The 21,798-nt window shown below is 65.3% G+C and carries 18 protein-coding genes and 1 tRNA gene; 13 read left to right on the top strand and 6 right to left on the bottom strand.

Translation table 11 applies throughout. The annotated features are described in order from the left end of the window. Nucleotides 1-169 precede the first annotated feature (169 nt). Nucleotides 170-679 (top strand): hypothetical protein, encoded by a 510-nt coding sequence (locus ABZ382_RS18750; protein WP_357090350.1) that lies wholly within the window; start codon nucleotides 170-172, stop codon nucleotides 677-679. A gap of 137 nt (nucleotides 680-816) precedes the next feature. Here ABZ382_RS18750 and ABZ382_RS18745 read toward each other — a convergent pair whose 3' ends face one another. Continuing rightward, the gene (locus ABZ382_RS18745) at nucleotides 817-1,449 is read right to left on the bottom strand and encodes a hypothetical protein (RefSeq protein WP_357090348.1); all 633 of its coding nucleotides are present in this window, start codon (nucleotides 1,447-1,449) and stop codon (nucleotides 817-819) included. A 1,374-nt stretch (nucleotides 1,450-2,823) separates the two neighbouring features. On the opposite strand from ABZ382_RS18745, the gene ABZ382_RS18740 reads away from it, so the two are divergent. Genes ABZ382_RS18740 through ABZ382_RS18725 form a run of 4 tightly spaced genes read left to right on the top strand, consistent with a single transcriptional unit; the run spans nucleotide 2,824 to nucleotide 5,430 of the window. Then, the gene (locus ABZ382_RS18740; protein WP_357090346.1) at nucleotides 2,824-3,639 is read left to right on the top strand and encodes a hypothetical protein; all 816 of its coding nucleotides are present in this window, start codon (nucleotides 2,824-2,826) and stop codon (nucleotides 3,637-3,639) included. 24 nt (nucleotides 3,640-3,663) lie between these two features. Next, nucleotides 3,664-3,978 (top strand): hypothetical protein, encoded by a 315-nt coding sequence (locus ABZ382_RS18735; RefSeq protein WP_357090344.1) that lies wholly within the window; start codon nucleotides 3,664-3,666, stop codon nucleotides 3,976-3,978. Between the two features lie 28 nt (nucleotides 3,979-4,006). Then, nucleotides 4,007-4,795 (top strand): hypothetical protein, encoded by a 789-nt coding sequence (locus ABZ382_RS18730; RefSeq protein ID WP_357090342.1) that lies wholly within the window; start codon nucleotides 4,007-4,009, stop codon nucleotides 4,793-4,795. 5 nt (nucleotides 4,796-4,800) lie between these two features. Further along, nucleotides 4,801-5,430, top strand: coding sequence for a hypothetical protein (locus ABZ382_RS18725; protein ID WP_357090340.1), 630 nt, complete (start codon nucleotides 4,801-4,803; stop codon nucleotides 5,428-5,430). A 317-nt stretch (nucleotides 5,431-5,747) separates the two neighbouring features. Here ABZ382_RS18725 and ABZ382_RS18720 read toward each other — a convergent pair whose 3' ends face one another. The 3 genes from ABZ382_RS18720 to ABZ382_RS18710 all read right to left on the bottom strand — a co-directional run bounded on the left by ABZ382_RS18720 (nucleotide 5,748) and on the right by ABZ382_RS18710 (nucleotide 7,847). Next, on the bottom strand, nucleotides 5,748-6,488 hold the full coding sequence (locus tag ABZ382_RS18720) for a hypothetical protein (RefSeq protein ID WP_357090338.1): 741 nt from the start codon (nucleotides 6,486-6,488) through the stop codon (nucleotides 5,748-5,750). A 248-nt stretch (nucleotides 6,489-6,736) separates the two neighbouring features. Continuing rightward, nucleotides 6,737-7,675 (bottom strand): tyrosine-type recombinase/integrase, encoded by a 939-nt coding sequence (locus tag ABZ382_RS18715; RefSeq protein WP_357090336.1) that lies wholly within the window; start codon nucleotides 7,673-7,675, stop codon nucleotides 6,737-6,739. Nucleotides 7,676-7,773: 98 nt separating this feature from the next. Beyond that, a tRNA-Arg gene (locus ABZ382_RS18710) sits at nucleotides 7,774-7,847 on the bottom strand. A gap of 203 nt (nucleotides 7,848-8,050) precedes the next feature. On the opposite strand from ABZ382_RS18710, the gene ABZ382_RS18705 reads away from it, so the two are divergent. The 8 genes from ABZ382_RS18705 to ABZ382_RS18670 all read left to right on the top strand — a co-directional run bounded on the left by ABZ382_RS18705 (nucleotide 8,051) and on the right by ABZ382_RS18670 (nucleotide 20,686). Continuing rightward, nucleotides 8,051-10,090 (top strand): cytochrome c oxidase assembly protein, encoded by a 2,040-nt coding sequence (locus ABZ382_RS18705; RefSeq protein WP_357090334.1) that lies wholly within the window; start codon nucleotides 8,051-8,053, stop codon nucleotides 10,088-10,090. An 11-nt stretch (nucleotides 10,091-10,101) separates the two neighbouring features. Beyond that, nucleotides 10,102-11,046, top strand: coding sequence for a threonine/serine dehydratase (locus ABZ382_RS18700; RefSeq protein WP_357090332.1), 945 nt, complete (start codon nucleotides 10,102-10,104; stop codon nucleotides 11,044-11,046). 146 nt (nucleotides 11,047-11,192) lie between these two features. Beyond that, complete coding sequence (locus ABZ382_RS18695) at nucleotides 11,193-11,642, top strand: single-stranded DNA-binding protein (RefSeq protein ID WP_357090330.1); 450 nt, start codon at nucleotides 11,193-11,195, stop codon at nucleotides 11,640-11,642. A gap of 10 nt (nucleotides 11,643-11,652) precedes the next feature. Next, nucleotides 11,653-13,329: an energy-dependent translational throttle protein EttA gene (gene ettA / locus ABZ382_RS18690; protein ID WP_357090328.1), complete on the top strand. Its 1,677-nt coding sequence runs from the start codon at nucleotides 11,653-11,655 to the stop codon at nucleotides 13,327-13,329. A 457-nt stretch (nucleotides 13,330-13,786) separates the two neighbouring features. Then, a complete protein-coding gene (locus ABZ382_RS18685; RefSeq protein WP_357090326.1) occupies nucleotides 13,787-18,688 on the top strand; it encodes an NAD-glutamate dehydrogenase in 4,902 nt (1,633 codons plus the stop codon). Between the two features lie 38 nt (nucleotides 18,689-18,726). Next, nucleotides 18,727-19,161: a thioesterase family protein gene (locus ABZ382_RS18680; RefSeq protein WP_357090324.1), complete on the top strand. Its 435-nt coding sequence runs from the start codon at nucleotides 18,727-18,729 to the stop codon at nucleotides 19,159-19,161. 13 nt (nucleotides 19,162-19,174) lie between these two features. Continuing rightward, the gene (locus tag ABZ382_RS18675; protein WP_357090322.1) at nucleotides 19,175-19,849 is read left to right on the top strand and encodes a hypothetical protein; all 675 of its coding nucleotides are present in this window, start codon (nucleotides 19,175-19,177) and stop codon (nucleotides 19,847-19,849) included. Nucleotides 19,850-19,954: 105 nt separating this feature from the next. Then, nucleotides 19,955-20,686: a dienelactone hydrolase family protein gene (locus ABZ382_RS18670; RefSeq protein ID WP_357090320.1), complete on the top strand. Its 732-nt coding sequence runs from the start codon at nucleotides 19,955-19,957 to the stop codon at nucleotides 20,684-20,686. 36 nt (nucleotides 20,687-20,722) lie between these two features. On the opposite strand, the gene ABZ382_RS18665 is transcribed toward ABZ382_RS18670, so the two are convergent. Together ABZ382_RS18665 and ABZ382_RS18660 are read right to left on the bottom strand one after the other, a co-directional pair. Then, the gene (locus ABZ382_RS18665; RefSeq protein WP_357090733.1) at nucleotides 20,723-21,013 is read right to left on the bottom strand and encodes an AzlD domain-containing protein; all 291 of its coding nucleotides are present in this window, start codon (nucleotides 21,011-21,013) and stop codon (nucleotides 20,723-20,725) included. 23 nt (nucleotides 21,014-21,036) lie between these two features. Then, nucleotides 21,037-21,753, bottom strand: coding sequence for an AzlC family ABC transporter permease (locus ABZ382_RS18660; protein ID WP_357090318.1), 717 nt, complete (start codon nucleotides 21,751-21,753; stop codon nucleotides 21,037-21,039). Nucleotides 21,754-21,798: the final 45 nt, after the last annotated feature.

Raw genomic sequence — 21,798 nt, 5'->3', positions numbered from 1 at the left:
GTATAGCAAGGTCGACGTCGATCAGGTGTATCGATACAGTGGTTTAGCGGGCGCACATCTTCGGAACGCATCCTCCGAGCTGCAGTCGGCTGGATTCGGCTGTGGGAGAACATAATCGATTGTACTGTGTGTCGTCGTGGGGACAGCAGCAACGTCTGGAATCTACGCTATGATCGGTGCCTTGGTCGGAGGCGGCGTGACGTTCGCTGCGAACTGGCTAACTGCGAGGGCCCAGCGCCTGCAGACAGCTGTTACTCGCGGCCAGGCGTTGAACGATCGCATGATTGCTGCGCATGTGGAGTATCTGATGCGGGTCGACGTCTTCTACGACCGCGCGACGGCTCTCCGGACAGCGCTCTGCGAAGGAAACGAAGACCAGAAGCCAATCCTGCGGTCAGCTTGCGAGGAAGCATGGATGTGCTTCATCAAGGCAAAAGGGCCCGCCACGATCGCAGGTCCTGCTGAGCTTGTGAAGCGGATGGACAGCCTTGACGCGGCCATCCTGCAGTATGCGGAGCATATCGACACCTGGTGGGCCGGCCACAGGCCGCAGCCAAAGGCTCAGTGCAACCTCGAAGCGAAGCAATATTCAGATGACCTCCGCAAGCGACGTGAACAGTATGTGATGGAGGCCCAACGGCAGTTCTATGGCGGGATAGCGCCAACTTCAGGTGCGTGAACACACACGAATGGCTCGGCTCTTCAAAGTGCGATACTGGTTCAATTCCAGTATCGCGCACCACAGTTCGACCAGATGAGGCCCGGTTTCCACCGGGCCTTTCTGCTGTTCTGACCTACTTGTGACCTGACCGCTGCCTACTCTTCTGCTTCGAAGATGCTTCCGCAGAGCCCGCAGGAGATCGATCCGGCCTCGTAGACGCTGCGGGAGACTCGGATCTTCCGGCCGCAATCGCACACTGCGGACAGGCCGTTGTTGTTGGACTTGCGACCGCCGCGTCGGCCCGGTTCGTGACGACGGTAGGCGACCAACGCGAACGCGAGCTCCTCCAGTTCGGCTCGATACAGCTCGCGGGTCTTGTCCGGCACAGTGGTGAGCGACCATCCGATCTTGTCGTGATGCTCCAGAGTGAGTCCGAGTTCTTCGCCGAGGGCGCGGAATCGCTCGTTGTGCCAGCGGCCTTGGCGGCTGGTGTCCTTGATCCCGCGCGTGACCGCGACGCCGTGAGCGGCCTCGTGGAGCAGAGTGCCGAGCACCCCGGCCCCGCCTCGCCGGAGTCCTTCGCCGCCGATGAATAGTTCGTGGAGTTCATATTCACCACGCACCCACCGATTCGGCGCGAAATGCCCCAGGGTGAGGTCACTGCCGATCGATCCCGAACCTACAGTCAGCACCACCTCAGGTACGTCCGGGTGGCGGGATCGGATAGCAGCCCAGGCGCGTTCCACTGCGGAGACGAGCAGGCCGGTGATGGTGTCGGAGTCGGTCATGATCTCCGGTTCCTTCCGAATGCTTGACACGTACGTGTCAACCAGCGGCCCAATGGTTTTGACACGTACGTGTCAATGGGAATGGGAACCTCGGAGAGCGTGGAAATCCCTGGGCGCGCGCCGCGCTCTCCGAGGGGCAGGCCCCGCGGCCTGCCCTCACCGCCTCCCCTGGGCAGCGCAGTAACTCCCGATTCCAGGGGACGCGCCGACCGAATTTCCCGTACCCGACAGGATGGTGATCGCCATGCCGCAGGCGGAAATTCGGTCGAGCGGGCGCGCGGACCCTGGAATCGCTGGAGGGGCGCTGCCCGTACACTGCGGCGCGTGCCCAGCGATTCCGAAACCGGTTCAGTCGCAGTGGCAGTGGGTTTCGCCGGGCTCGGAACCGCCACTGCTCACACCGGGCCGGACAACGTGTGCCGCAACTATCGCACCGGACACCACCACGCTGCCGGACGCAACCGCCTACCCGACCGCCGGTCATTTACCTTCGTCACACACCACTACCACGCACCCAACTTCACCGATTCTCACCCAATGCTACTTATCCTTCTTCTCTATTGAATTTTCTTGTTACTCACAGTTTCTCGCCTTCCCGCCCTCCTTCTTATCTTCTGCTTCATGCTCAGAGGACAGCAATAACGCACTGATGGGTGTTATTGCTGTCCTCTGAGCATGAAGCAGATCACCGCTGGTCAGAGGGTGGGACGGCGTGCGACTCGCCTGTACAACGACGAACACCGACGACCATCGTTTGTTGATCACATGTCGAGGTGTTCGTCGTTTTTCTGGTTTTCGAGCGCCGAGGACACCATCTCCTGCCGGTCCTCGACCATGGTTATGCCGTTCGGATTCCGCGGTGCTGCCCGGCATGTCGCAAGCTGGGAACGCTTTCGTCCCGGTATCCAGCCAGCCTTGGATTGCCCCGCTCCGTCTGTTCAGTGGGGTGGGAGCGCGTAATGCTACAGGTGCCGCCCCTCCAACGATTCCAGGGTCCGCGCGCCCACTCGACCGAATTTCCGCTCCCGCCATGGCGATTACCGTGCGGCCTGATACCGGAAATTCGGTCGGCGCGTCCCCTGGAATCGGGAGTTACTGCGGCACCTATGGCGGGCGATAAGCGGGCAGGCCGAGTCTGCCCGCCTCGTACGCGCACTCCCACCCCACAGCAGGTAGACCCCCTGCTACACGCCAGCATTCGGCGATCGGCTTCCCTTCAGGAACTCTGGTACTGTCTGCCGACATGCGAGCTTGCAGTCGGGGTGGGGATGCTCTCCGCGCACCAGGTATGTACAGATCATCGGCGAAGTTCCGAAGGGCAATCGGGATCACCGCCAGCCGAGCCTGGATCCGTCGGCTGGGCGGTGGCGGCCTATGACGATTCGAACGATGAACTTCGGAAATTTTCACGATGATTGGGATCCGGAACCGAGCCCAGCGCCGTCGAACCGACCGTCGATTCCTAAATCTCCCGAGCCTCTAAACACTGAAGACCTGTTGGCCGGAATCGCACAGTTTGCCGCCTACGCTCAAGCCATGTCTGAAGTCGTCAGCCAGGTAGAGCAGGCAGCCCCGCACGAGGTCAAGGGGAACGACCACTCTCGGATGGTCGAAGTCACGGTAGGCCGTTCCGGGGAAGTACGCACCGTGTTCATCAATGATGATTGGCAAGGTTACCTAAGCCCCGGCCAGCTCGGATCCGCCTTCTTGACCGCTTTCCAGCATGCCCGTGGACGCCTTGCCAATGCGATGATGAAAGCAGCAATCGCAAATGGCGCGGCGGGTAAGCTCGATAGAATCTCAATTGATGACTTTCAGCCGCTTCCGATACAGCCTGAGGCAATTTCCACCAGCTCTATCGCGAATGTTTCGCGCGTCTTAGACGATTCGCTTTCCGAAACAGAGCGACTATTGAACGAGAGCTCAGGCCTCGCAAAATTCACTGGCGAAGCACATCCAGACTCAGCGGATGTGCGCGTTCGGATAGTTCGGACTAGCGCCGAAATATTAGCGTGCGACATCGATACTTGGTGGGCAACGTCAGTACCAGCTTACTTGATTGCGAGTTCGATCAAGATGGCCTGCGATGAAGCGTCGAACCTGGCACGCACTTCCCAATCCTCCACGCGAGCGAAATCGACTCCGTCTATTGCCGAGGCGCTCGAAATACTGTCCTCACTAGCCGAATAATTCGTTTCAGGGGGTTCACTCTCTATGGCAAGGCCATCGGATCAACTAATCAAGGTCGCCATCAATGATCTTCGCGGAGAGTCCGGAATCTGGTCCCAAGAGTCCGGGACCATGCATGGCGTTTCTACAAAAATAGCAGGATTAAAGTTCAACCGAACCGAAGCTGGCCTTTTTCAAGGCATCGTTGGTAAACACGACGATATTGTGGATTTCTCGACGGACCGCACAAATGAGGGCGCTACCGAATTCAACAACATCTCGACAACACTCAAGGCCGCTGCCGACACCTATGAGACCGAAGAGCAGAACAACCGCGAGCAATTCGAAAATCTCTGGTAAACGCAACCCAATCATCTGAGGCCGGTAAATGGATTTCAATCTCGAAGAGTTCGAACGGATCGTGAAAAAGTTCGAAGAACTGATCCCTTCCCTCCAAAGTAAGTTGGACGACGTACCGTCGGTTGTCGCCAAGGCCACTGACCATTGGTACGTCACCGATGACATCGAGTCCTTCATCAAAATGGTCGGTAGGAAGATTGTTGAATTCGGCTCATGGCTACTGAGTACGATCAAAGACCTCCTTAAAGGAATTGCCGCGCCCGTATACATGGCTATGGCCGCATGGGATTGGTATGAGGTTCGCGGGACCGTGACTCAGTGTCAGGCCGATATCAACCCTGACCAATCCAAAGCACTGCGCGAGTGGAAGGGGCAGGCCGCCACGAACTACAAAACAACATCTACCACGCAGAAGGACGCGGCAAAGCGAGTTGGTGAAATCGCCGAAAAGACGGCCACGGCTCTAGCTGCATGTGCCGCGGGAGGCGCGGTATTCTATGCCGCAGTTCTCGCGTCGTTCGCAAAGGGAATCGAGGCGACAGCAGCGGCAATCGCGGCCCTTGGATCCGGAGTGTTCAGCTGGGCCGGTGTTTGTCTTGTCTTCGAAGAAGCGGTCAGTCAGCCTGTGACGATCTGGACTTTGGTCACGGGCCTCACAGCTCTGATCGGAGCTCAGGTGTCTCAGCTCGCGGCGATGCAGTCCGGCTTGACTGACAATTCAGCCTTCCCCGGAGGTAAATGGCCAGGTGCTAACACCGATTCATTCTCCGATGCCACCCGTTTCGATGGAACCGCCTCGTGGTCAGTGATCGGATAAGTGAAATGACAAGTCCAGCAGACTTCGTCGTGGGATTTAATGCCGACGTGGTACAGCAATCACGAGGACGAACCCTCCGAGTTCTACAATTTGGCAGCATTTTTCAGTTGCTTTGCGCGACCGCAGTCGGGGTGTTCGCCTTTGTACTGCTGTTCTTGTACTGGCCGGTTGGCATTGTCGCGCTTTCGACATTTGCAATTATCTTATGGGACGCTGTGCGCCGACTACGAAAGGTGCAAAATCTCCGGAAGGCTTGGCTCGATCACGGCGTTCCGTCGGTAGCAATGCGCCTGTCTGCCGCCGGGCTCGATATGAGTCTTGATGCACCCGCAGATCGCGTGTTTCTCCCTTGGTCGACAATTACAGGCTTCAGGCTGCATCAGTGGCTCGGTCAAGACATGCTTATCGTCGACTTGGCGAACGGTGTCGACGCCAACACGCCAGGAACTCAAGGGCTGAACCATCCCGATGTTCAGCGGGCGATGAAAAAGCCGATGCATGGCACCCGCGGACTGCACACCGCCTTAAAGGTTTTGGACCAGCCATCGACGGCGATTGACACAGCAGCAAGGCATTTCACCGCCGGTAGAGTCGGAATTGCACAGTCATCGCCGGGAATTGGCTCCCCCAGGTGAACCGGCCCCCTGGGACTTCCGGAATCCTGGGGGTATGCCATTCAGGGTTAGCGCTGTGCCGAGGTGTGCCAACGTGGCGATGACTGATTGTGGGACAACGGGTTCTGAGTAGGCTCGGGCTCACAACATGATCACCGCAAGGGCATGACCTACTGGCAGGTGGGTTCGGCGGTGCTCAGCTGACCATCGTGTGTTGTGGTTTGTCGGCCTCCGCCGTCCTCACCGCCGGTACCGGAATTCGGTGCCGCGCAGGTGATCCACGGTCGACCAAGGACTTCAGCATGACCACCAGATGCACGCTCACCGTCTTGTCCGTCCTACCGGTCCTCCTCTCCGCCGGGCAACCCACTGCGACTGCTACCGGACAACCTGACCAAGCGGAACTCCTGGCTGGTTGGGTTCCACCAGAATCGCGGAATGCGGTGGAAGTTCAAGGGCTGGTACAAGCCCGCTGGTTGACCGTCTTTGGTGCCGAAGGGGAACAGGCGAGTGCAGTTCCAGGTGCGGTCGGCGACGATGAGTGCTTCCAGCCCCAAGCTGATCAAAGGAATCTTGGGCGGCTCGTTGTCGAGTCGGGGCGGTCTAGGTACCCGCCATTCGCGTTCTTCGAGCCAGTCTGAGCCGGGGTCGAGTCGTACGGCCCAGGAGCGCTGAGCAGGGCTCAGTTGGGCGTATTCGGCGGGGCGGGTGTACCAGACCGGGCCGCCTCCTGCGTCGTAGACGCCTTGGCGGCTGAATACCAGCCCCCAGGGTTCGTAGCCTCGGTCGCGGATAAGGAACTTGAGGCCGTCGAATTTGGTTTCGGTCATGCAGACGGCGGGGTTGCCGCCAGAGAAAGTGACGAAAGCGGAGATGCTGCCTTGCCAAAGGATTGATTCGAGACGCGCTTTAGGGGGCATGGCGAGGATGTGGGCGGGAACGTCTTTGCTAGGAGGACGGCCTCGGGTGACGAAGTGCGTGAGGATCGGCGAAAGGTCGGGGTGGGCGACAGGTCGCAGCTTCCCGGCTGTAGCGGCCGGTGGTGCTGGGATCTCGGGTACCGACATGGTTGTCGTCACCGGTTATCTAGCGCAGCGTCGAACGATCACATACTGATCTTGACGCGTACACAGTGATGACGACAGGCCCGTTTCTAGATGGTTACTTTGAACACAGGCTCGGTCTGTGAGTTTGTGTCGTGAGCTGTCGAAATTCCGATCGGAATGCTGCCCTTGTGCCAATGAATGTCTGCCGCTATCGCCATCGCGTACGTGGCTCAAACTGAGTAGCCCGTCGGTGGCGCGTTTGGCAATGTAAGTGCGGGTGGCTACAACTTGTCGCCGAGGCGGGCTTTGCGGTGGGCGTCGCGGGCTCGGGTTTCGGCGGTGGCTCGGGCGTAGCGGCCGATCATCTGACGGGAGCGCCAGCCGGCCAGCATCATGAGGTCTTGTTCCTGGCCGCCGTTCGCGAGCCAGTTGTGGGCGAAGAAGTGGCGGAGCTGATGGGGGTGAAGGTGTTTGATGCCCGCGGCTTCAGCGCGTCGGGTCAGCATTCGGTAGATGCCCCAGCTGGTCATCTGGCCTCGTTTGCCGAGCCAGAGGGCAGGATTGTCGTTGGCGGCCTTGGGGTGGCGGGCTCGGATTCGAAGGTAGCGGCGGAGGGCTATGCGGGTTTTGTCGCCGAACGGTAGGACTCGCGGGCGACCGCCCTTGCCGACCACGAGGGCTGTGTTCTCTTGAAAGTCCAGGGCGTCGATGTCCAGTGCGGCGATCTCGCCGATGCGGGGGCCGATGTCGGCGAGGAGGCGGACGATCGCCGTGTCCCGGCGAGATTCGAAGTCGGTGCCCTCGCACTCAGTGAGTAGCTTGCGGAGGTCTTCGATCGGTGGGACCGGGATGGGCTTCTCGGGGACGTTCGGTGGGCTCATCTTGTCGAAGGGGTTGATGTCGAGGATGCCCTCAGACTCCAGGTAGCAACAGAACTGCTGGAGGCTGCGGTATTGGCGATGGGCGTACTCCGGGGTGATCGGCTTGCCGGTGCGGCGGTTGGTTCGGTTCAGCGTGTCGATGATGTAGGCGCCGATGTTGTCGCGGGTCAGGGCCTCGGCATCGGGTTCGATCGGAGGGGACTGGGCACGGAGGAAGTCGACGAAGTAGCCCACATCGCGGGAGTACGTGTCGATGGTGCCCTTTGACCGGTTGGCGCGCCGTAGTTCGGTGATGAAGTCCTCGAGAAGCTCGGGGATGGCGTCGAGATCCTGCCCCATCTCACGAGTCTAATCTTGTAAATCCCTTGGCGTTTGAGCGTTGTGGGGTATGGGTATTGGTGTAACTGCCAGCGTTTTCGCTGGTCAGTCACACTTTGCGCCCCCGGCAGGAATCGAACCTGCGACCTAGGGATTAGAAGGCCCTTGCTCTATCCAACTGAGCTACGGAGGCAGTGCGGGCATCGGCGGTGATGCGGGCTCCAAACACCTTGACCCAAATCGATCTCGGTGTCCAGCGGGTTGAGTATAGCGAGCGTCCAGGTTAGTAATGCTTCCTCGCTTAGCAACTGTTCGGCGCGTCGGGGCGGTTGTGCAGACCGGAGGACCGGAAACCCCAGGGGAGTCTGGATGGGCGCTCCGAACTACGCTGGGCGTATGTCGTCAGTGCAGGACCCGCCCGCAGGATCGGATGTTTCGGGGAATCGGTCGGGTTCGGGGGTGACGTTCGCTGCGGTCACGGCACTGGGTGGGGCGGCGGCCGCGTTGGTGGCGGCGCTGGTCGTGGCGTTGTCGGCGGCGCAGGCCTTGACCTTGCTGGGGATTCCCGATCCTGGTCCGCTGACCACGTACGGGCTGCCCGCGGTGCGCGCGGTGGCGGATTTCTCGGCGGCGCTGACCATCGGGTCGCTGCTGTTCGCGGCGTTCTTCGTGCCGCCGCAGGAGAGCGGAGTGCTGGACGTCGGAGGGTATCGGGCGCTGCGGCGGGCCGGGAACGCGGCGGTGGTGTGGGCCGGATCGGCGGCGCTGCTGGTGCCGTTGACGCTGTCGGACACCACCGGGCAACCGCTGCTGAACTCGCTGCGACCCGAGCAGGTGTGGCGCGCCGCCGACCAGGTCGAGGTCGCGGGGTCCTGGCGGTTCACCGTGTTCGTGGTGCTGGCGCTGGCCGTCGCGGCCCGGGTGGCGCTGCGCTGGGGCTGGACGCCGGTGCTGCTCCTGCTGTCGGTGCTCTCGCTGCTGCCGGTGGCGCTGACCGGGCATTCGTCCTCGGGCGGCGCCCACGACCTGGCCACCAACAGCCTGATCCTGCACCTGCTGTCGGCCTGCTTCTGGGTGGGCGGACTGTTCGCGGTGCTGGCCTACGCGCTGCGCGACGGCAAATACACGGCACTGGCCGTGCGCCGGTTCTCGATCGTGGCGACCGTCTCGTTCGTGGTGATCGCGATCAGCGGTGTGATCAACGCCCTGGTCCGGCTGCCCGTCTCGGAACTGCTCGGAACCACCTACGGCAAGCTCGTGCTCGCCAAGACCGCGGCGCTGATCCTGCTCGGCGTCATGGGCTACCTGCAGCGCCGCAACGCGATCCCGGACCTGGAGAAGGACCCGCAGGATCGCGGCGCGCTCATCCGCCTCGCCGGTGTCGAGGCGCTCATCTTCGCGGCCACCGTCGGTCTCGCCGTCGGCCTGGGCCGCACCCCGCCGCCGGACCAGCGGACCGTGCCGACCCCGACCGAGGTCGAGATCGGCTACAACCTGGCCGGCCCGCCGACCGTGGCGCGGCTGCTGTTCGACTGGCGCTTCGACCTGATCTTCGGCACCCTCGCCCTGGTCATGGCCGGGTTGTACCTGCGCGGCGTGCTGCGGCTGCGCAAGCGCGGCGACGACTGGCCGATCGGCCGGACCATCGCCTGGCTCGCGGGCTGCCTGACGCTGCTGCTCGCCACCAGCTCGGGCGTGGGCCGGTACGCGCCGGCCATGTTCAGCGTGCACATGGCCCAGCACATGATGCTGTCGATGCTGGCCCCGATCCTGTTCGCGCTGGGCGGTCCGGTGCTGCTGGCGCTGCGCGCGGTCCAGCCCGCCGGTCGGAATCAGCCGCCCGGCGTGCGCGAATGGATCCTGGCGGCCGTGCACAACCCGGTGTCGCGCTTCCTGACCCAGCCGGTCGTCGCCTCGGTACTGTTCGTCGGCGGCTTCTACGCCCTCTACCTGGGCGGCATCTTCGACAAGTACGTCGGCACGCACGGCGCCCACATTCTGATGAATGTGCACTTCCTGCTCAGCGGATACCTCTTCTACTGGGTGGTCATCGGGATCGATCCCAAGCCGCGCCCGGTGGAGCCGCTCACCAAGCTGGGCATGGTCTTCGGCTCGCTGCCGTTCCACGCCTTCTTCGGCATCGCGCTGATGAGCATGAACACCGTGATGGGCGGCTGGTTCTACCGCGGTCTGGGCCTGTCCTGGAACAAGGACCTGCTCGGCGATCAGCACACCGGCGGTAGCCTCGCCTGGGCCAGCGGTGAGGTGCCTCTGGTCGTGGTGATGCTGGCGCTGCTCATCCAGTGGTCGCGCAGCGACCAACGGCTGGCGAACCGGCTCGACCGCAAGGCCGAGCGTGACGACGACGCGGACCTGACCGCGCACAACGCCATGTACGCCGAGCTCGCTCGGCGCGACGGAGAGGTGCGCAAGTGAAGGATGTCGCCATGGCGACCCGGAAAGTGAAGCGGCTGTACAGATCCGACGTGCGTCAGGCCCGCCGGCTGCTGCGCGGGCACACCCGCAAGACGCCGGTCTTCCACACCGAGATCCTGGGCCCGCACGGCCCGGTCCCGGTGACGTTGAAACTCGAGCATCTCCAGCACGGCGGCACCTTCAAGGTGCGCGGCTGCCTCAACGCGCTGTTGCAGGCGCGCGGCGATCAGACCCAGGTGGTGCTGGCCTCGGCCGGCAATGCCGGGATCGCGGCGGCGCTGGCCAGCGCGGTGCGTGGAATGTCGTGCACGGTGGTGGTTCCGGAGTCGGCCTCGCACACCAAGGTGGCGGCCATGTGGTCGCACGGGGCCGAAGTGCTGTGGCACGGAACCACTTACGCCGAGGCGCACAAGTACGCCCGTCAGCTCGCCGCCGAGCGCGGCGCCATGCCGCTGCACGCCTACGACCTGCCCGAGATCGTGGCCGGGGCGGGCGTGGTCGGGCTGGAGATCGAGGAGCAGGTGCGCGGCAGACCGACGGTGCTGGCCGCGGTCGGCGGCGGTGGCCTGGTGGCCGGGGTCGCGGTGTCGCTGGGGCTGCGCGGCCGGGTGGTCGGGGTCGAGCCGGTGGGCGCGCCGACCCTGCACGCGGCGCTGGCGGCCGGGCACCCGGTGGATGTCGACGTGTCCAGCGTGACCTCGGATTCCTTGGGCGCGAACCGGATCGGCGAGATCGCCATGGAGGTGGCGCAGCGCTACGCGGTGCGATCGGCGCTGGTCACCGATGACGCGATCGTGATGGCCCGGGAGTACCTGTGGCGCGAGTTCCGGATCGTGGTGGAGCCCGCGGGCGCGACCGCGGTGGCCGCGATCCAGTGCGGGGCGTACGTGCCGGGCCCGGGGGAGCGGCCGGTAATCGTCTTGTGCGGGGCCAACACCGACCTGGCGACCCTGTAGTCCATCGCGAAAGTCATCCCCACCCCGTGAGTTGTCCACACTCGCCGAGGCGGGGTCTGCCCTCGTGCGTGCTCCCCGGCGAAGCTGGAAGCCGGACCGAACGCAGGGCTCGCGGCGACGGGCTCGAATCGACAAGGGGGAGCGCGATGTACGAGGCGAATACCGCGGTGATCGGCCGGGTCGTCACCCAACCGGTGCTGCGCGCGCTGCAGAACGGCGATCAGCTGCTGAGCTTCCGGATGGCCAGTACCGCCCGCCGCTACGATCAGGCCGCCGGGGACTGGGTGGACGGTGGCACGTTGTACCTCACCGTAAGCTGTTGGCGACGGGGGATCATCGAGGGAGTCGAAGCGTCGCTGCAGCGAGGTGACCCGGTCATCGCGTACGGGCAGCTGCGCTCGAACGAGTACACCACCCGAGACGGCGCGGAGCGCACCGACCTCGAGATGCGGGCCCTGGCAGTGGGTCCCGACCTGGGTCGTTGCACCGCCCCGGTGGTGCGCAAAACCTTCGCTCGACCCGACCGGACCGACCCCGTGGAACGGCCGTCCGCCGATGCGGACACTGCCGGAGAACCCGCTACTACACACAGTTAGGCTTGCCGATATGGCTGAGTTCATTTACCAGATGGTGAAGGTGCGAAAGGCGCATGGCGACAAGGTCGTGCTCGACAATGTGACCTTGAACTTCCTTCCCGGCGCGAAGATCGGTGTCGTCGGCCCGAACGGCGCGGGTAAGTCCAGTGTGCTGAAGATCATGGCGGGACTGGACCAGCCGAACAACGGTGATGCCTGGCTCGCGCCGGGCGCGACGGTCGGCATCCTCATGCAGGAGCCGCCGCTCAACGAAGAGAAGACCGTGCGTGGGAACGTCGAGGAGGGCCTCGGCGAGATCAAGGTGAAGCTGGACCGCTTCAACGAGATCGCCGAGCTCATGGCGACCGACTACTCCGATGAGCTGATGGAGGAGATGGGCAAGCTCCAGGAGGAGCTGGACCACGCCGACGCGTGGGATGTCGACTCCCAGCTCGAGCAGGCCATGGACGCGCTGCGCTGCCCGCCGCCGGACGAGCCGGTCACCAACCTCTCCGGTGGTGAGCGCCGTCGCGTCGCGTTGTGCAAGCTGCTGCTGAGCAAGCCCGACCTGCTGCTGCTCGACGAGCCCACCAACCACCTCGACGCCGAGTCGGTACTGTGGCTCGAGCAGTTCCTCGCCTCCTACCCGGGCGCCGTGCTGGCCGTCACCCACGACCGGTACTTCCTCGACAATGTCGCGGAGTGGATCCTCGAGCTGGACCGCGGCCGTACCTTCCCCTACGAGGGCAACTACTCCACCTACCTGGAGAAGAAGGCCGAGCGCCTCGAGGTGCAGGGCAAGAAGGACCAGAAGCTGCAGAAGCGCCTCAAGGAGGAGCTGGCGTGGGTCCGCTCCGGCGCCAAGGCGCGTCAGGCCAAGAACAAGGCGCGTCTGGGCCGGTACGAGGAAATGGCCGCCGAGGCCGAGAAGATGCGCAAGTTGGACTTCGAGGAGATCCAGATCCCGGCTGGTCCGCGCCTGGGCAATGTGGTCGTCGAGGTCGAGAACCTGGACAAGGGCTTCGGCGACCGCCAGCTCATCAAGGATCTGTCGTTCACCCTGCCGCGCAACGGCATCGTCGGCGTCATCGGCCCGAACGGTGTCGGTAAGTCGACGCTGTTCAAGACCATCGTCGGCCTGGAGAACGCGGACAGCGGCAATGTGCGCGTCGGCGACACGGTCAAGCTGAGCTACGTCGACCAGAACCGCGGCGGCATCGACCCGAAGAAGACGGTCTGGCAGGTCGTTTCCGACGGTCTGGACCACATCCAGGTCGGCCAGGTGGAAATGCCTTCCCGCGCTTATGTTTCGGCCTTCGGGTTCAAGGGCCCGGACCAGCAGAAGCCGGCCGGCGTGCTCTCCGGTGGTGAGCGCAACCGCCTGAACCTGGCGCTGACCCTCAAGCAGGGCGGCAACCTGATCCTGCTCGACGAGCCCACCAACGACCTCGACGTCGAGACCCTGAGCTCGCTCGAGAACGCGCTGGAGAACTTCGCGGGCTGCTCGGTGGTCATCTCCCACGACCGCTGGTTCCTGGACCGCACCTGCACGCACATCCTGGCGTGGGAGGGCACCGAGGACAACCCGGCCGCGTGGTTCTGGTTCGAGGGCAACTTCGAGGCCTACGAGGCCAACAAGATCGAGCGCCTCGGCCCGGAAGCGGCCCGTCCGCACCGGGTGACCCACCGCAAGCTCACCCGCGGATAAGCGCACCACCCCAACCGAATTCACCGCTCGCCCCCACCCGGAGATCCGGGTGGGGTAGCCGGACCGCGCCGTCATCGGCCGGCTACCGCAGGCTCGGGTCCCGATCCGGCCCGTGGGCGAGCGGTCGGTTGGTCACTTTTGCCTGGCTCGACGATGTTTGCTGGACGGTTTACGGTTCGCTGGATGGCGGGCGGTGGCCGCGGAAGTGAACGGTTATCGAACAGCGAACTCAGCGGTTTCGCATTCGCACTAGTGCGTGAAAACTGTTTTGGTGCAAGGTTTGTCGGAGACGACCTGGCGATATCGGGCGAACATCTCACTCATCGAACCGTCCGGTTTGTCGGTATTGTGGGACGCGGCGTGGCATTGACAGGAATCCGACCCGGTACCTGTCGTGTCCAGCTACTCTCGCATCGGCGTCACTTTGTTACGGAACCGAATCCGAGGAGTTGGCGAAATGACGGTCTCGTCCGAATTGTCCAGCAAGGCCTGGGCCGCGAGTTTGCCCAAGTCGCTGGGCGGCAACCTCGTGTCCCTCGAGGAGGCATATTTCCGTCACGTCGACGCCGGCGACGCGGACTGCGCCATTCCCGCGACCTCCACCCACATCTTCCGCTGCCACGTCGATCTGGCCGTGCAGCGCACCCCCGGCACCGCGAATGTCCATGTGTACCAGGCGGATGACGAGGCCGGGCTCGGCGTCGCCATCCAGTTGGTCACCGACGACATGCCACTGCTCGTCGAGTCCGTCACCGCTTTCCTGAGCCGTATCGGCGTCAGTGTCAGCGAGGTCGTGCACCCCATCTTCGAGGTCACCCGAGACGCCACGGGTCGCCTGGAGACCGCGGTGCCGCACGAGGTCGACGGCAATGGCGCGACCGGTCTGCGCGAATCCTGGATGCACGTGCAGTTGCACCCGGCCACCAGCCGCGCCCAGCTCGAGCGCATCGAGTCCGCGCTGCCCGACGTGCTCACCGACGTGCGCCGCGTCATCGAGGACACCGAGGCCATGCGCCAGGCCCACGAGCGGGTCGCCGGTGAACTCGACAGCGCCGCGGCCGCCGGTAGATCGGGCTTCCCGGCAACCGATCTCACCGAGTGCGCCGACCTGCTGCGCTGGCTGGCCGACGGCCATTTCACCGTGCTCGGCTATGCCCGCTACGAACGCAGCACCGTGGACGGCCAGGCCAAGTCGATCATCGTCCCGGAGACCAGCCTGGGCGTGCTGCGCCCCAATGTCGGCACCGACTTCCGCGTCCCGGACAACAGCGGTGACCAGCCGCTGCTCATGCTGACCCAGGGCCTGGTCCCGGCCACCGTGCACCGCGCGGTCTACCCGTACTTCGTCGGCGTCGCCGAGATGGACGAATCGGGTGCGGTCACCGGTGAACACCTGTTCATCGGTGTCTTCACCGTCACCGCCCTGCACGAGAACGTGCTCGACATCCCGATCATCCGCCGCCGGGTGAAGTCCATCATCGAATCCAGCGGCTTCGACCTGGACTCGTTCTCGGGCCAGGAGATGCTCGAGGTCATCCAGTCCTTCCCGCGCACGGAGCTGTTCTCCTCGCACGGCGACGCGCTGCGCCGCACCGCCAGCGCGGTGCTGAACGTCGGCATGCGCCGCCAGGTCCGCTTGTTCATGCGCCTGGACGGCTACGGCCGCTTCGTGGCCTGCATGGTGTACCTGCCACGTGACCGCTACACCACCCGCGTGCGCCTGGAGATGCAGGACATCCTGGTGCGCGAACTGGGCGGCGTCTCCATCGACTACTCGGCGCGGGTCTCCGAAAGCGACCTCGCCAGTGTGTATTTCACCGTCCGCCTGCCCGATCAGGGCACCGCGGTCGACACCACCGAGACCAATCGCCTGCGTATCCAGCACCTGCTGTCCGAGGCCAGCCGGACCTGGGACGACCACCTGCGTGACGAGGTGGCCACGTCGTCGGTGCTGGATCCGGCTGTGGCGCAGCGCTACGCGGAGTCCCTGCCGGAGAGCTACAAGGAGGACTTCGATCCCACCCGCGCCATGGCCGACATTCTGCGTCTGCAGGGTCTGGCCGAGGGCGGCATCGATCAACACCTGTACCGCTGGCCCGATTCCGCCCCGGGCTCATGGCGTTTCACGCTCTATGTCGGAGGTGGCGGCATCTCGCTGAGCCAGGTGCTGCCGTTGCTGCAGAGCCTCGGCGTCGAGGTGATCGACGAGCGCCCGCACCAGGTCGACGGTGACCACGGCCCGGAACAGTGGATCTACGACTTCGGCCTGCTGGCTCGCCCGGAACTGCTGCGCAGCGCCCTGGACCGCAACATGGACGCCGAGCTGGTGGAGTCCGTGGGCCGCCTCGATGTGCTCGACGCCCAGGTGCGCGGGATGCGCGAACGCTTCACCGAGGCGTTCGAGGCGCTCTGGTACGGCCGCGCCGAGGCCGACGGTCTCAATGAGCTGGTGCTGCGCGGCGGCCTGAACTGGCGTGCCGTCTCCATCCTGCGCGCGTACTCGAAGTACTTGCAGCAGGCCGGATTCCCGTACAGCCAGGCCGCGATCACCCGCGTGCTGCTGGCGTACCCGGAGGCGGCGAGCATGTTCGTCGACCTGTTCTCCGCGCTCTTCGATCCCGATTCGGCCAATGCCGAGCATGCCGCGGAGCTGGAGGCCGCGGTCCGCCGCCGGATCGACGACGTGGTGAGCATGGACGCCGACCGGATCCTGCGCGCCATCCTCGGCCTGATCCGAGCCACCTTGCGCACCAACTACTACGTCCTCGACGCCGAGGGCCGGCCGCGGGACTACCTGTCGTTCAAGGTGGAACCGCGCGAGATCACCGAATTGCCCAAGCCCCGTCCGCAATTCGAGATCTTCGTCTACTCGCCGCGGGTCGAGGGCGTGCACCTGCGCTTCGGGCCGGTGGCGCGCGGCGGTCTGCGCTGGTCGGACCGCCTGGAGGACTTCCGCACCGAGATCCTGGGCCTGGTCAAGGCACAGGCGGTGAAGAACGCGGTGATCGTGCCGGTCGGCGCGAAGGGTGGCTTCGTGGTGAAGCAGCCCCCGGCCGCCACCGCCGACCCCGTCGCCGACCGCCAGGCGCTGCAGGCCGAGGGCATCGCCTGCTACCGCACCTTCATCTCCGGCCTGCTCGACGTCACCGACAATGTCGATCGCGCGACCGGCGCGGTGCTGCCCCCGGCCCGGGTGCTGCGCCGCGACGCCGATGACACCTACCTGGTGGTCGCCGCCGACAAGGGCACCGCCACCTTCTCCGATATCGCCAATGACGTTGCCCAGCAGTACGGTTTCTGGCTCGGCGACGCCTTCGCCTCGGGCGGTTCGGTGGGCTACGACCACAAGGCCATGGGCATCACCGCCAAGGGCGCGTGGGAGAGCGTGAAACGGCATTTCGCCGAGATGGACATCGACACCCAGTCCGAGGACTTCACGGTGGTCGGGGTCGGCGACATGTCCGGGGACGTGTTCGGCAACGGCATGCTGCTCTCGCGGCACATCCGCCTGCTCGCGGCCTTCGACCACCGGCACATCTTCCTGGACCCGAATCCCGACGCCGCCACCTCGTTCGCCGAGCGCGAGCGCATGTTCGCCCTGCCGCGCTCGTCGTGGGCCGACTACGACAGGTTGCTGATCAGTACCGGCGGCGGCGTCTACGACCGCACGGTCAAGTCGATCCCGGTCAGCGAGCAGGTGCGTGAGGCTTTGGGCCTGGCCGCCGACATCACCTCGCTGTCCCCGCCGGAGATGATCCGCGCCATCCTGCTGTCCCCGGCCCAGCTGCTGTGGAACGGCGGCATCGGCACCTACATCAAGGCCTCCACGGAGACCAATGCCGAGGTGGGCGACAAGTCCAATGACGCGGTCCGGGTGAACGCGAACGCGCTGCGCGTCACTGTGATCGGCGAGGGCGGCAACCTGGGCGTCACCGCGCACGGCCGCATCGAGTTCTGCAAGCACGGCGGCAAGATGAACACCGACGCGCTCGACAACTCCGCCGGTGTGGACTGCTCCGACCACGAGGTCAATATCAAGGTCCTGCTCGACGGTGTGGTCTCGGCGGGCGAGCTGTCCCAGGCCGAACGCAATCCGCTGCTGGCGTCGATGACCGACGAGGTGTCGGCGCTCGTATTGCAGGACAACGTGTCCCAGAACTATCTGATGGGTATGTCCCGTGCCGAGGCCCCGCGCATGCTGAATGTGCACCAGCGGCTCATCGAGGATCTCGAGGACCGCCGCGGCCTGGACCGCGAGCTCGAGGCCCTGCCCGCGGACACGGAGCTGAAGCAGCGCATCGAGGAGGGTGCGGGCCTGACGTCGCCGGAACTGTCGAATCTGATGGCGCACGTGAAGCTCTCGCTCAAGGCCGACCTGCTGGCCAGCGACCTGCCCGATACCGCATACTTCGCGGCGCGGGTGTCGCAGTACTTCCCGACCCCGCTGCGCACCCGGTTCGGCACGGCCATCAAGCGGCACCGCCTGCGCCGCGAGATCACCAGCACCATGCTGGTGAACGAGGTGGTCGATCTGGGCGGCATCACCTATGCCTTCCGGCTGGGTGAGGAGATCGGGGCGTCGGCCTCCGACGCGGTGCGCGCCTTCACCGCCGCCACCCAGATCTTCGATCTGCACACGGTGTGGAAGACCATCCGCGACGCGGACGTCTCCACGGGGATGAAGGACGCGCTGGAGCTGGAGACCAAGCGCACCCTGGACCGGGCTTCGCGCTGGCTGCTCAACAACCGCCCACAGCCGGTCGCGGTGGGCGCGGAGATCCACCGCTACTCGCAGGGCGTGCGCACGCTCGCGCCGAAGGTGCCGAGCTGGCTGCGCGGACACCACATCGACACGCTCAACGAGCAGTCGCAGGCCATCGCCGAGCAAGGCGTGCCCGCCGAGCTGGCCACCACGGTGTTCGGGCTGCTGAACCAGTTCCCGCTGCTGGACGTGCTCGATATCGCCGACATCACCGATCGCGGCGGTGAGGAGGTGGGCGCGCTGTACTACGCGCTCAACGACCACCTGAAGATCGATTGGCTGTTGCAGGCGGTCAGTCACCTGGAACGCGGCGACCGCTGGCACGCGCTGGCCCGGCTCGCGCTGCGCGACGACATGTACGGGTCGCTGCGCTCGCTCACCCTCGATGTGCTCTCCGCCGGCGACCCGGAAGAGACCGCCGAGGAGAAGATTGCATACTGGGAGTCGAAGAATCAGTCCCGATTGGGCCGCGCACGCTCGGCCCTGTCGGAACTTTTCGAGTCCGGAACCCACGACCTGGCCACGCTGTCGGTTGCGGCGCGGCAGGTGCGCAGCATGGTGAGTGGGGTGGGTGCGCAATCGGAGGTACCGCGTTGACGATCGGTTCGCTGAACGACCTAGCAGCAGGCTCGGGTGTGACGGACACGGCCACACCCGGCCGCTTCCACACCCCGGTGGAGGTGCGCTGGTCGGATATGGACGCCTTCCAGCACATCAACCATGCCCGCATGGTGACCCTGCTGGAGGAAGCCCGGATTCCGTGGCTGTTCCTGGACGAGCGACCGACCGTCAAGCTGCGGGCCGGCTGTGTGCTGGCCGACCTGCGGGTGCAGTACAAGGGCCAGCTGCGCCACGAGGATTCGCCGCTGGACGTCTCCATGTGGATCGAGCGGCTGCGAGCCGTGGACTTCACCGTCGGCTACGAGGTGCGCGCCGCGGGCGCGGCCCCGGACTCCCCGCCGGCGGTGGTCGCGTCCACCCAGCTCGCCGCCTTCGACATCGACACCCAGCGCCTACGCCGCCTCACCACCGAGGAACGCGACTACCTGTCGCTGTGGCTGGCCGACTGACCCGAGAACCGTCTTGTCGGGACAGCTGACCCTGCACGTTCCGGATCCCGCGGAACGCGAGAACCTGGCCACCTTCCTCACCCACGCCGTCCGGCTCGACCCGGCCGCGGTCATCCGCCTGCGCCGGCGCGGGGACCGCTTCGTCTCCGCCTGGGCTGCCACCGGATTCGAGGCGCTGGCCGTACGCACCGTGGTCGCCGAACTCGGGATGGACGATGTGACCGTGAGCGCGGACGCCGTCCTCGCCGGGCTGCACGGGCCCGGCGCGAGCGCCGCGTTCGGGCTGGGCTTCGCCATGGATTCGGCCTGGCACGGGGCCCTGCCGCCGGAGAACGGGTTCGTCCACGTGGAGGATGTGCCCGCGCGCATGCTCGTGGAATTGGCCGAGCGCGGCGCGGAGGTCGCGCAGGAGCACGGTGGGAAGCACGGCCCGCCCGCCGCACTGCTGGATCAGACCGTGCTCACCGTCTCCAATGCCGGTGAGCGGGTGGAGGTGCCGATGCGAGTGGTGTTCGCGCTGGCCGCCATGGATTTCATTCCGCACGGCGGCGAGAAGACCGACTCCCGGCGCATCTCCGTCGACGAGATAGTGCGGGTCCGCGCGGCCCGCACCTGGCTGCGCCTGGACGCCCGCTACGGATCGGTGGCCCGCCGCCGCGGACCCGCCCTGCCGCTGCTGACGCACTGAGCCGCCCGGCGAGTTGCGAAAGATGATGTGTCCCATCGGCTGTTCGATGGGACACATCGCCGGTTCGATGGCCCGTGTCTCCGCTCGCCGCACTACGTTTGGCATATGACAGCTGTCGCGATCGAGACCGGGTGGGTCGACCTGAAGGTCGGAGACACCGTGATGAGCGCTTATGTGGCTCACCCCGCCGAGCCCGGCGCCTACCCGGGAGTCGTTGTCGGACACGAGATCTACGGCCTGCACGCCACCGCTAAGCAGGCCACCGAGCGCATCGCGGCCCTCGGCGCGGTCGCCATCCTGCCGGATCTGTTCCATCGCGAGGAGCCGCGCGCCGAGCTGGAGTTCGGGGGAGAGGGTCGCGAGCGCGGGCTGGAACTGCTGCGCACGCTGAGCCGTCCCGACGTGCTCTCGGACATCTCCGCCTGCCTGGACGAACTGCGCGGTCGGGAAGCCACCTCCCTGAACATGGTCGGCTTCAGCGCGGGCGGCCATGTCGCCTACTACGCCGCGACGCAACTCCCGCTGGCCGCCACCGCCGCCTTCTATCCCGGCTGGCTCACCAACACCGATATCCCGCTGTCCACCCCCGAGCCGACCATCGAGGCCACCCCCGGCATCACCGGCCGCATCCTGCTGTTCTTCGGCGGCCTGGACCCGCTGATCGACGCCGAGGCGCGTGACGAGCTCGAAGAAGCCTTGACGGCCAATGACATTCCGCACGAGATCGTGGTCTACGAGGACGCCCCGCACGGCTACGTCTACCCGGGCCGCGACTGGTACCGCGCCGAACTCGCCGAGGATTCCTGGACCCGCATCGCGGACCTGCTCGGTCGCTGAGTTCCCGAGTGGAGAGCTGAGGTTCCCGAGGGGAGATCAGTGCACGCCGAGCATCCGTAGCCCGGCGGTGACGACCGCGGCCGACAGGATCACCACGATCAGCGGCGCCCGCCGCCAGGCCAGCACGGCCGCGACCAGCACCCCGGCGGGCAGCGCCCACCCGAATTGACTTCCGCCCGAAGGCATCAGCGTGGTCACGGCCAGCGCCGTGAGCAGCACGACCGAGGCGATCTCGAGCAGTCGGATGGTGCGCGGCGAGATCCGGATGCGGCTGCGCAACAGCGGCCCGGCGAACCGGAACGCGAAGGTGCCCACGGCCAGTGCCATGGTGGCCAGCAACAGCGTCTTGGTCACCGGGCCGCGCTCACGGTCGCGTCAGCGGTGGCCTCGGCATCGTCGGTTCCGGCGCGGCGGGCGACCAGCAGGACCGCGCCCAGCGCGAGCAGCACGGGCAGACCCGCGCCGAGGAACGGCGTGGTCGCGGCCGCCACGGCCGCACCGGCCAATGCGGCGGTGCGCGTGAGGGAGTCGCGCAGGGCCGGGAGGACGAGGGAGAACAGCACCGCCGGGAAGACGGCGTCCAATCCGAAGATGTTCGGGTCGGGCACGACCGAGCCGAGGATCGCGCCGACGGCCGCGCCCAGCGGCCACGCGGCCAGAACAGTCAGTCCGCACAGCCAGTAGGCGGCGCGACGCCGGTCGCGGTCGGGCTGGGCCAACGCCATGGCGACCGATTCGTCGTTCATGACGTGGGTCCCGAGCAGTCGCCGCCAGCCGGTGCCGACCACATCGGGCACGGACAGCCCATAGGGCACGTGCCGCGCATTGACCAGTAGTCCGGCCAGCACCGCCGCGACCAGCCCGCCACCGGCGGTGAGGATGCCGATGAAGACGAATTCCGAGCCCCCGGCCACCACGGCCACGCTCAGGAGAACCGGCAGCCAGCCGGGTAGTCCCGAGGTCACCGCGGTAGCGCCGTAGGATACGCCGATCATGGCGACTGCCAGGCAGATCGCCGCGATTCCTGTGAGCACACCCCGATCGAGTGTTCGCCATGCCGAACGCATGTTTTCTATAATGAACACACCCGGCCGGGTTCGTCAAAGGGGCGT

Source organism: Nocardia sp. NPDC005825, assembly GCF_040630175.1.
Lineage (GTDB): Bacteria > Actinomycetota > Actinomycetes > Mycobacteriales > Mycobacteriaceae > Nocardia.
This window is presented reverse-complemented; position numbering and strand designations above follow the sequence as displayed.